The organism is Mycobacterium sp. PSTR-4-N, assembly GCF_022348085.1.
In the GTDB taxonomy this organism is placed as follows: Bacteria; Actinomycetota; Actinomycetes; order Mycobacteriales; family Mycobacteriaceae; genus Mycobacterium.
In genome coordinates this window covers 40,068-49,436 of sequence record NZ_JAKRFN010000033.1, presented here as the reverse complement: position 1 = coordinate 49,436, position 9,369 = coordinate 40,068, and the positions used below count along the sequence as shown (strand labels likewise).

9 protein-coding genes and 1 pseudogene are annotated in these 9,369 nt (G+C 68.9%); 4 read left to right on the top strand and 6 right to left on the bottom strand.

Annotated features, from left to right (window positions below; translation table 11 throughout):
• The 3 genes and pseudogenes from MHN84_RS28090 to MHN84_RS28080 all read left to right on the top strand — a co-directional run.
• A pseudogene (locus MHN84_RS28090) lies at window positions 1–476 on the top strand (FAD-dependent oxidoreductase); the annotation flags it as partial.
• Window positions 477–500: 24 nt separating this feature from the next.
• Window positions 501–1,205, top strand: a complete 705-nt coding sequence (gene hemQ, locus MHN84_RS28085) for a hydrogen peroxide-dependent heme synthase (protein WP_241207747.1) — start codon at window positions 501–503, stop codon at window positions 1,203–1,205.
• 182 nt (window positions 1,206–1,387) lie between these two features.
• Window positions 1,388–3,151, top strand: a complete 1,764-nt coding sequence (locus tag MHN84_RS28080; protein ID WP_241207746.1) for a bifunctional diguanylate cyclase/phosphodiesterase — start codon at window positions 1,388–1,390, stop codon at window positions 3,149–3,151.
• Here the strand turns inward: MHN84_RS28080 and msrB are convergent.
• Genes msrB through MHN84_RS28060 form a run of 4 tightly spaced genes read right to left on the bottom strand, consistent with a single transcriptional unit; the run spans window position 3,145 to window position 7,218 of the window.
• Window positions 3,145–3,555 (bottom strand): peptide-methionine (R)-S-oxide reductase MsrB, encoded by a 411-nt coding sequence (gene msrB, locus MHN84_RS28075; protein WP_241207745.1) that lies wholly within the window; start codon window positions 3,553–3,555, stop codon window positions 3,145–3,147. The genes MHN84_RS28080 and msrB overlap by 7 nt on opposite strands.
• Window positions 3,556–3,564: 9 nt before the next feature.
• Window positions 3,565–4,818, bottom strand: coding sequence for an arabinofuranan 3-O-arabinosyltransferase (gene aftC, locus MHN84_RS28070; RefSeq protein WP_241207749.1), 1,254 nt, complete (start codon window positions 4,816–4,818; stop codon window positions 3,565–3,567).
• A gap of 52 nt (window positions 4,819–4,870) precedes the next feature.
• Complete coding sequence (locus tag MHN84_RS28065; protein WP_241207744.1) at window positions 4,871–6,421, bottom strand: alpha/beta fold hydrolase; 1,551 nt, start codon at window positions 6,419–6,421, stop codon at window positions 4,871–4,873.
• Window positions 6,422–6,444: 23 nt separating this feature from the next.
• A complete protein-coding gene (locus MHN84_RS28060; protein WP_241207743.1) occupies window positions 6,445–7,218 on the bottom strand; it encodes a pyrimidine reductase family protein in 774 nt (257 codons plus the stop codon).
• Between the two features lie 34 nt (window positions 7,219–7,252).
• On the opposite strand from MHN84_RS28060, the gene zapE reads away from it, so the two are divergent.
• Window positions 7,253–8,314, top strand: coding sequence for a cell division protein ZapE (zapE, locus tag MHN84_RS28055; RefSeq protein WP_241207742.1), 1,062 nt, complete (start codon window positions 7,253–7,255; stop codon window positions 8,312–8,314).
• On the opposite strand, the gene MHN84_RS28050 is transcribed toward zapE, so the two are convergent.
• Entirely contained in the window at window positions 8,290–8,832 is a 543-nt protein-coding gene (locus MHN84_RS28050) for an N-acetyltransferase (protein WP_241207741.1), read from the bottom strand. The genes zapE and MHN84_RS28050 overlap by 25 nt on opposite strands.
• A complete protein-coding gene (locus MHN84_RS28045; RefSeq protein WP_241207740.1) occupies window positions 8,817–9,314 on the bottom strand; it encodes a hypothetical protein in 498 nt (165 codons plus the stop codon). Before MHN84_RS28045 ends, MHN84_RS28050 begins: the two co-directional genes overlap by 16 nt.
• Window positions 9,315–9,369 lie beyond the last annotated feature (55 nt).

Sequence of the window (9,369 nt, the reverse complement as noted above, 5' to 3'; positions counted from 1 at the left end):
CCCGCCGCATCGAGGTGGCCTCGGCGGCGGTGGTCGCGCTCGCGCTGCCGGGCGGCACGCCGCTGCCGGAGCAGTCCGGTGTGCTGGTCGCGGGTCGCAGCCGTCTGCACACCAAGGCGGTGACGCTGTCCTCGCGCAAGTGGGGCCGGCGCGGCAGCGTCGAGATGGTGCGGCTGTCCTACGGCCGGTTCGGTGACGATCTGGCCCGGCGGGCCGGCGACGAGGAGTTGCTCACGTGGGCCGAGCAGGACCTGGCGACCCTGTTCGGCATCACCGTGACCCCGGAGGACAGCAAGGTGGTGCGGTGGCTCGACGCGATGCCGCAGTACGGACCGCGGCACGCCGACCTGGTCGCCGAGTTGCGTGCCGGGTTGCCTCCGGGGCTCGTTCTGGCCGGTGCCTATCTCGACGGAATCGGGGTGCCGGCCTGCGTGGCAGCGGCGACCAGGGCGGTGGCTGCCATCGCAGCACGATAGACACCCCGTGGCACCATAGGTGACATGGCCAAGCTCGACTTCGACGCGATCAACTCCACCGTCCGCTACCTGATGTTTTCTGTGTACGCCGTCACGCCCGGGGTGCTGGCCGACGGTGACGACGCGCGGGCGGCCGTCGTGGACGAGACCGAGGCGTTCCTCAAGCAGCAGCAGGACAACGGCGTCGTCGTCCGGGGCATCTACGACGTCGCCGGCATGCGGGCCGACGCCGACTTCATGATCTGGACGCACGCCGACAACGTGGAGGCATTGCAGGCCACCTACTCCGACTTCCGTCGCACCACCACGCTGGGCCGAGCCTCGACGCCTGTGTGGAGCAATGTCGCGCTGCACCGGCCTGCGGAGTTCAACAAAAGCCACATTCCGGCGTTCATGGCCGGAGAAGAACCGGGCGCCTACATCTGCGTCTATCCGTTCGTCCGGTCTCTGGAGTGGTACCTGCTGCCCGACGAGGAGCGCCGGCGGATGCTCGCCGAGCACGGCATGGCCGCCCGCGGCTACAAGGACGTGCGGGCCAACACGGTGCCGGCCTTCGCGTTGGGTGACTACGAGTGGCTGTTGGCTTTCGAGGCCCCGGAGCTGCACCGCATCGTCGACCTGATGCGTGACCTGCGGGCCACCGACGCCCGGCGCCACGTCCGGGAGGAGACCCCGTTCTACACCGGGCCCCGTGTGTCGGTCGAGCGCCTTGTCACTTCTTTGCCATGATTGTTGCTGGCGATGAGAAATTCGCACGAAGCCACAGGAATTCTGCAAATTATTGACAGTAGCGTCGATCGACGTCGAAGGGCCATAAGACCTTTATTTGTCGGGAAAGTGCCGTGTCAGCAAACGACTGTTGACCCGTACATCTTGTTTTGCCACAGGCCGTCGATTGCTAGTGTCCCTGCATGCCGAAAACCAGGGGGGTGGCGGCGGGCGCTCTGATCGCCGGCGCCGCCTACGGCGCATGGTTGTGGTTTGGGTGGGGCGGCCCGACGCTCATCCGCGTCGTCGACGACGTTGGTCTCGCGGTGTTCGCTGCGATCGCCGCAGGCTGCGCCGCATGGGCCGCGATCTCCCTGCGTGGTTCTGACCGCGCGGCGTGGGCCTCCATGGCGGCCGGTCTGACCGGGTGGGCCGCCGGTGAGGTGGTGTGGTCGTACCTCGACCTCGTCGTCGGTACCGATTCCTCGCCGTCCTGGGCCGATGCGGGTTATCTGTCGTTCCTGGCCGGTGCCGGGTTGTGTCTGATCGCGATGCTGACCGCGGCCCCACCCAGCACCCAGCTGCGGGTGGCGATCGACGGGGTCATCGTCGCTGCCGCGATCTTCGGCGCCGTCTGGGTGATCTGGCTGGGGACGGTCTACGCCGCGCAGCGCAATGATGTCCTGGCCGTCGCCGTGGCCCTGTCCTATCCGGTGACCGACATCGCACTGGTGACCATCGCAGGAGTGATGCTGCTGCGGACACCCGCGGTGCGGCGCGGACAGATGGCCCTGCTGACCGCAGGCCTGGTCGGTATCTCGTTCTCCGATGTGGCGTTCGCCTATCTGACTGCGACGGACTCCTACAGCGGCCAGCGCCATCTGTCGTGTGGCTGGGCGACGGGCTTCCTGCTGATCGCCGCCGCAGCGCTACGCGCCCGGCAGGTCGGCTCCGAGGGGTCGAGCGCACAGCCGCCGGCGGTGTCGGGCTGGCTGCCGTACGTACCGGTGCTGCTGTCGGCGGTGCTGTGCACCCCGGTGCTGATCGCCGGGTTGGGACCGGTGTTCGTGGCCGTCGCCGTGATCGTGATCGCGGTGACCGTCCGGCAGTTCGTCATCCTCGGGGAGAACCGAAGGCTGCGCGCCGACCTCGCCGACAGGCGCGACGCCGGCCCACCACCGATTCTGGGTGAGCTGCAGCGTGCGATCGACCACGGCGAGCTCCGTGTCGTGTACCAGCCGCAGTACGACCTGTTCACCGGAGAGATCATCGGCGCCGAGGCGCTCGTCCGCTGGCCGCATCCGCGCCGAGGGCTGCTCAACCCCGACCAGTTCCTGCCGCTGGTGAATCAATGCGATCTGATGATCTCGCTGACCACGGCGGTGCTGGAGCTGGCCCTCGGAGACGCGGCGATGTGGCACCGCAGGGGCTTCCGAATCCCCGTCGCGGTGAACGTGTTCGCACCCGTCATCAGCGATCCCGCGCTGAGTGCGGGCATCGCCGACGCGCTGCGCCGACACCGGCTCTCACCGGATGCGCTCACCGTGGAGATCACCGAGGACAGGTTGCTGGCCGACATGCCGGGCACACGGTCGGCTCTCAATCGACTGCGCGCCAGCGGCGTTCAGGTCGCGCTCGACGATTTCGGCAGCGGATACTCGGCGCTGTGGTACCTGCGTGACTTCCCCGTCGACCAGGTCAAGCTGGACCGAGAGTTCATCGCACCGATCCTGACGCACGGGCCGTCGGCGACCATCGTGCGCGCCGTGATAGAGATGACGCATGCGCTCGGCCACACCCCGGTGGCCGAGGGAGTGGAAAGCGCCGAGATCGCCGACCGGTTGCGGCAGTACGGTTGCCGGGTGGCGCAGGGGTTCTACTTCAGCCGGCCGATGCCGGCCGACGAGATGCTGGCGTTGCTCGAGGCGCAGCGCCGCGAACCGACGCTGACGCCAGAACCTCACTGAGCGGTGGGCACCAGCCGCAGCGAGATCGAGTTGATGCAGTACCGCTGATCGGTCGGGGTCGGGTACCCCTCGCCCTCGAACACGTGCCCGAGATGGCTGTGGCAGTTGGCGCACAGCACCTCGACGCGGTGCATGCCCAGCGAATCGTCGGACCGCAGGATCACCGCGTCGGAATCGGCGGGATCGAAGAACGACGGCCAGCCGCAATGGGATTCGAACTTCTCGGTGCTGCGGAACAGTTCGGCGCCGCAGGCCCGGCACTGGTAGACCCCTTCGGTCTTCGTGTCGGTGTACTCGCCGGTGAACGGACGCTCGGTGCCGGCACGGCGCAGCACGGCGAACTCGTCGGCGCTCAGCCTCTCGCGCCACTGGTCGTCGGTCAGCTGCAGCTTGGGACCTGTCATGACGCCAGGCTACTCGGCGGCACGGCTGACGGGTCGGCTGTCGCCGGCCATCCAGGGCGGGTCGATCCCGTCGGCCAGCCGGCCCTCGCGGCGGGCGTCGAGGTAGCGGAACAGCAGCACGCAGAACACCACGATCACCATCAGCGACCAGCCGTAGGTGATCTTGAGGTACTCCAGGGCGCGTCCGGTCGACGGGAGCTGCCACAGCAGCCAGCGGTCCATGGTCAAGAACCCGTACGTGGCCAGCCAGGCGACCCAGTTGCGCAGCACCGAGTTCGGCAGCACGACCGTCATCAAGAACGGGAACAGCGCGATCGAGTAGTAGCCCTGACCGAGCGAGAGCACCAGCCACGAGGTGACCAGCAGGACGCCCGAGGACGTCAGCATCCAGAAGAACTGGTCCCGGGTGCGGTAGTACCGGTACAGCAGCCACAGCGCCGCCGCGCCGAGTGCGGCGAACACGATGCGCAGCGCCAAGATCAGCCACGTCGGCAGACCGAAGTAGAGACCGTTACCCAAAATGGAGCTGTTGAAATAGTCGCGGGTGGAGAAGATGTAGGGCACCGTGCGGGTGATGAAGCTCATCGGGTCCGAGATCAGCGGCCAGGCAGCGAGATTGAACACCACCGGCACAGCGATCGCGGTCACCAGGACCCGCCACTGCCGGTTGAGCACCGGCAGCAGCAGCAACGGGGCGAGCAGGGGTTTGACCACCAGCGTGAGCCCGATGCTCACCCCGGCCCACCACTCGTGGCTGCGGTTGCCGTCCAGCAGCCAGCGGAAGAACAGCACCTCGAGCAGCAGCATGACGCCGTTGATGTTCCCGAACACCAGGGTGTTGGTCACGGACTCGGTGCAGAACATCGCCAGCAGCAGCGCGGGTGCGGCTACAGAGCTCAACGTGAAGCCGAACAGGCGCAGCAGGAAATAGCCGGCCAGGATGATGGCCACGGTGTTGAAGAAGATGAACCAGTTGCGCGAGGCCACCTCGGGCAGATAGCCGAAGGGCGCCATGATCAGCGTGCCGCCGGGCGGGTACAGGTAGTGCGGATCGACGTAGTCGAAGTGCTCGTTGTAGATGTCCCAGCCGAACTTGAAGTTGATGACGGCGCGGTAGACCGGGGCGAAATCGTCGGTGATGTAGCGGTTGAACACCAGCACGTAGCTGCGATGGATGACCGACAGGATCGCCAGCGGCCACAGGACCGAACGCACGACGGCGGCGGTGGTGGGCGGGGAGGTGCGGGGCCTGAACGCTTTCATCACAAGATCACGCACGTCAGGCACCGTACCGTAGCGGCAGGTAGCCGAGTCGTCAGGCCGGGCAGTACGTGTCGGTGGCGGGTAGCGCGCCGCTGTCGAGATAACCGAGCACCGGGGGCAGCGCACACGCCGAATAGATCGTCGCGCCGTGGCCGACGCCCTGCCACATGACCCGCTTGTTCGTCGACCCGGCGTTGATCGCGGTCGCCGCGACGGCGGCGACGCCCTCGTTGCCGACGATGGGGTCGTTCTGCACTCCCAGCAGCAGCGTCGGCGTGGTCAGACCCTGCGGTTCCTTGGGCGCGGTGCCACTGGGCCAGTTCAGGCACTTGACCATGTCCAGCGCGCCGACGGTGCCGAACTGCGGGTAGCGCTTGCCCCATTCGACGACGAGTTCGCGGACCCGGTCGGGGGTGGGACGGTTCAACGCGTCGCTGCAGGAGTTGACGAACTGTCCGTCGGTCTGGCGCAGCGTCTCGGCGGTGTTGATCAGGTTGTTGATCCGGTTGGTGTCGCCGGCGTTGGCGTCGGCGATCGCCTGCGCGAGGTCCCGGCCCGCGTCCACGCGATTGCCCTGCGGGAAGGCCAACGCGGTGGAGATCGCGGCGGCGACCGCGGCCACCGACGCCCCTCCCGGCCCGTTCCCGGCACGCGCCGCGTCCAACAGGGTGTCGACGGCGCTCTTGGGATCGGGCAGCGGGCAGTCACTGGCCGCACACTGGGCGGCCCACGCGTCCAGCGCGGCCTGCTCGCCCTTGACGCGCTGTTCGGTCGCGGCTTCGGCGCCGATGCCCAGCGGCAGGGGCGAATCCAGGATCAGGCGGGCGACCTTGTTGGGATGCGAACCGGCGTAGGCGAGTGCGACCTGCGCGCCGTTGCCGACGCCGAGAAGGGCGAGCGCGGGCACGTCCCACGTGGTGCGCAGGCGCTCGAGGTCCTCGGCGGCGTGGGCGTTGTCGTAGGCCGAATCGCCGGGGGCGATCGTGTCGGTGCAGCTGGTGGTCGCGGTCATCGTGATCGCGCCGAGGTTGGCGACCGGGTCATCGCCCGACTGGAACTGGGCCTGCTCGAACATCTCCTGGCGGTCGAACACGTCCCGGCAGTCCAGGGCGCCCGACATGCCGATGCCGCGCCGGTCGACCGCGACGACGGGGTGTTTGGCCAGCACGTCGGTGCCCGCGCCTGCCAGCCACGCCGGCAGTTGCACCGAGGACGGCAGATCGGAGCCGGTCGTCATCACCAGCGGACCCGCATCGGCGGGCGTCTGCGCCGAACGGGCGCGCACCACGCCGATGCTGACCGAACCGGTGGCCCCGGCGATCGGGTCGAGGTCGGCGTCGTAGCTCGCGCAGTCCAGCGTCACACCGGCCGGCGGTGCGACCGCGGCGGCGCTGAACACCCGCGACGTGCAGTCCCGCCACGACAGCTCGTTCTTGGGCACCTCGATGGCGGGCGGCCCGGACGGCTTCTCGCTGGTCGTGACGGCCCCCTGCGGGCGGGCACCGGAATCGGTGGCGTACCGCGGGTTGGCGGCCAGCCCGGGGGAGCACGCGGTGAGCAACGACACCGTCACCGCAAGAACTGCCGGCACCGATCGACGCATGCCGACCACAGTACTGATGGCGCTCACCGGTCCCGGGTTGCGCGGGCGTACCGCAGGAACAGGTACCCGTCGTCGTCGCCGAGCACCTGCTGCAGGCGCAACCGGGTCCGGTCGTCGTCCTCTCCGGTGACGATGCGCCCCGCCGCGCCACCGACGAGCACGGGTGCGACGGTCAGACACAACTCGTCGAGCAGGTCGTCGGAGATCAGCCGGCCGAGGATCCCGGGTCCGCCTTCGGCGAGCACCCGGCCCAGTCCGCGGTCGGCCAGCACGCTCACCGCCCGCGCCAGCTCCAGAGATTCCGGATCCGGGCCGGACACGTCGATCACCTCGGCCTTGTCACCGAGCGCGCGCCGCGTCTGGGGTGCGGCGGCTGCGCTGGTGAACACGATGGGCGGCACCTCGGTGTGACCGAACACGGCCGCGTCGGGGTCGACCGAGCCGGATCGGGTGAGCATGGCGATCGGCGGGACGGCGGCCTGCCCGCGGGCTTCCCGGGCGGCGCGCTGCTCGGTGGTGGGTGAGGCCCCGGAATAGTCCTCGGCACGCACCGTCGCCGCGCCGACGAGGATCACGTCGGCCAGCTCGCGCAGCACCGAGAACAGGGCCTTGTCACCGTCGCCGCCGAGGCCCCCGGACTTTCCTGCGGTGGTGGCTCCGCCGTCGGCGGAGGCGATCATGTTGGCTCGCACCCAGCGTTCGGCGGGGTAGGCGTACCGGTCGCTCAGCTGCGCACGGTCGATCGTCTCGGCCGTGCCGAGCACCGTGAACTGCGTCCCGTCCGCGTGGTCGCCCATACGCAGAATCTCAACACGCCGATAGGGTGCCTGCATGCACGGGTCCAGCATCAGGTCCAACCTCGAATCCGGTGAGGTCGCGCACCTGACCGATCGGCGTCCCAGCGTCACTCCGGAGAGGTTGGTCGCTCAGCTGGTCCCGCCGCCCACGTTCGCCGATGTCAGCTTCGACACGTATCGGCCCGATCCGAGCGAGCCGACGCAGGCGGCCGCGGTGCAGACCTGCCGTCAGTTCTGCGAGCAGGCGGTGCAGCGGCGTGCGGGCAAGAAGAAGCTGTTCGGCAAGCGGGAGGTGCTCCCCGGCGTGGGCGTGTATCTCGACGGCGGCTTCGGCGTCGGCAAGACCCACCTGCTGGCGTCGTCGTACTACGCGGTCGAGGGCCAGAAGGCGTTCGCGACGTTCGGCGAGTTGACCCAGCTGGCAGGGGTTTTCGGGTTCGTCGAATGCATCGATCTGCTCGCCGACTACACCCTGCTGTGCATCGACGAGTTCGAGCTCGATGATCCGGGCAACACCACGCTGATCTCTCGGCTGCTCTCCGCGCTGGTCGAGAAAGGGGTGTCGGTGGCGGCGACATCGAACACGCTGCCCGAGCAGCTCGGCGAGGGACGGTTCGCCGCGCAGGACTTCCTGCGCGAAATCAACACGCTCGCAGCGATGTTCACGACGGTGCGGATCGAGGGCCCGGACTACCGGCACCGCGATCTGCCGCCTGCACCCGAGCCGCCCGGCGACGCGGAGGTGGCCGAGCGCGCCGCGGCGGTGCCGGGTGCGACGCTCGACGACTTCGATGCGCTGTGCGCGCATCTGGCGACCATGCATCCCTCGCGCTACCTGACGCTGATCGAGGGCGTGACCGAGGTGTTCCTGACGGGCGTGCATCCGTTGGACGACCAGAACGTGGCGCTGCGGTTGGTGTCGCTGACCGACCGCCTGTACGACGCCGGGGTTCCGGTGGTCGCATCCGGGGCCAAGCTCGACACCGTGTTCAGCGAGGAGATGCTGGCCGGCGGTTTCCGCAAGAAGTACCTGCGCGCGACGTCGCGGCTGCTCGCGCTGACCGCGGCGGGTCAGACGGGGCGCACCATCACGTAGTCCTCTTCGAGGTGTCCGCCCACCCGGAACGTCTTCGTGCCGGTGACCTCGAAGCCGTGCTTGCGGTAAAAGCGTTGTGCGCGAACATTCTTCTGATTGACACCGAGCCACACCGAGGCCGCGGACACGGTGGCGGCGTGCTGCAGCGCGGCCGACATCAGCGCCGCCGACGCGCCGGCGCCATGCGCGTCGGGCAGCACGTACATCTTCGACAGTTCCACCGTGGGGCGGGCGGTCACCGCGGCGGCCACATCGGGATCCTCGGGCAACCCGGCGATCAGCATCGCGTAGCCGATCATCTGGTCGCCCTCGAGCGCGGTGAACACCGCGCGGTCAGGGTCGCGCAGGTAGCCGGCGAATCGGTCGGCGGTCAGGTTCTCGGCGACGAAGGCGGCCACGTCATCCGGTGTGCACGACGGGGGACAAGCGAGCGGAAAGGTGCGCGCTGCGACGTCGGCGAGTTCGTCGACCCGGGCGGCGTCGGCGGGCGTTATCCGCAGGCTCAGCTGACGTTCCACTGAGCCAGGCGGACGCCGGTGATCCTGTCGATCAGCACGACGTTGGACACCAGGTCGCGGTAGCAGTCCCACCACACGCCGCCGGTGAAGGTGCGACCGACCTGAGCGTCCTGCATGCCGTACTGCAGCGCGTCGGGGGCGTCGCTGTTGCGGGGCTCATACGCGTCACCGGTCGGGGTCACGCCGCGGAATCCGTAGGTGATGGCCATCGCGTAGGGCGTGGGCAGCTTGACCGGGGTGATCGTGACGTCGGCCCGGTACACCTGGTAGCGCGGGGCGCGCGGCGGATAGCCGAATCCGGGCGGCACCGGAGAGGGGTTGACCCCGAGGACCGCGACGTCGGCGACGAGGCCCTTGAACTCGACGCGCAGCGTCTCGCCCAGCCGTCCGATCGGGATCACGGCGGCACTCGCGGGTGGCGCGAGGACGCCGCCCAGCATGGCCATGGTGGCGGCGAGCACGATGACGAGCCAGCGTCGCATGTCCGGTCCCCTCGTAGACGTCCTGGCATGATCGCACACCGGCCGAGGCCGTCGG

What these genes read in the sequence shown, in the direction of transcription:
- hemQ (WP_241207747.1), top strand. Translation starts at nt 501, where the DNA reads ATGGCCAAGCTCGACTTCGACGCGATCAACTCCACCGTCCGCTACCTG.
- msrB (WP_241207745.1), bottom strand. Translation starts at nt 3,555, where the DNA reads ATGACAGGTCCCAAGCTGCAGCTGACCGACGACCAGTGGCGCGAGAGG.
- aftC (WP_241207749.1), bottom strand. Translation starts at nt 4,818, where the DNA reads ATGAAAGCGTTCAGGCCCCGCACCTCCCCGCCCACCACCGCCGCCGTC.
- MHN84_RS28060 (WP_241207743.1), bottom strand. Translation starts at nt 7,218, where the DNA reads ATGGGCGACCACGCGGACGGGACGCAGTTCACGGTGCTCGGCACGGCC.
- MHN84_RS28045 (WP_241207740.1), bottom strand. Translation starts at nt 9,314, where the DNA reads ATGCGACGCTGGCTCGTCATCGTGCTCGCCGCCACCATGGCCATGCTG.
- MHN84_RS28065 (WP_241207744.1), bottom strand. Translation starts at nt 6,421, where the DNA reads ATGCGTCGATCGGTGCCGGCAGTTCTTGCGGTGACGGTGTCGTTGCTC.
- zapE (WP_241207742.1), top strand. Translation starts at nt 7,253, where the DNA reads ATGCACGGGTCCAGCATCAGGTCCAACCTCGAATCCGGTGAGGTCGCG.
- MHN84_RS28080 (WP_241207746.1), top strand. Translation starts at nt 1,388, where the DNA reads ATGCCGAAAACCAGGGGGGTGGCGGCGGGCGCTCTGATCGCCGGCGCC.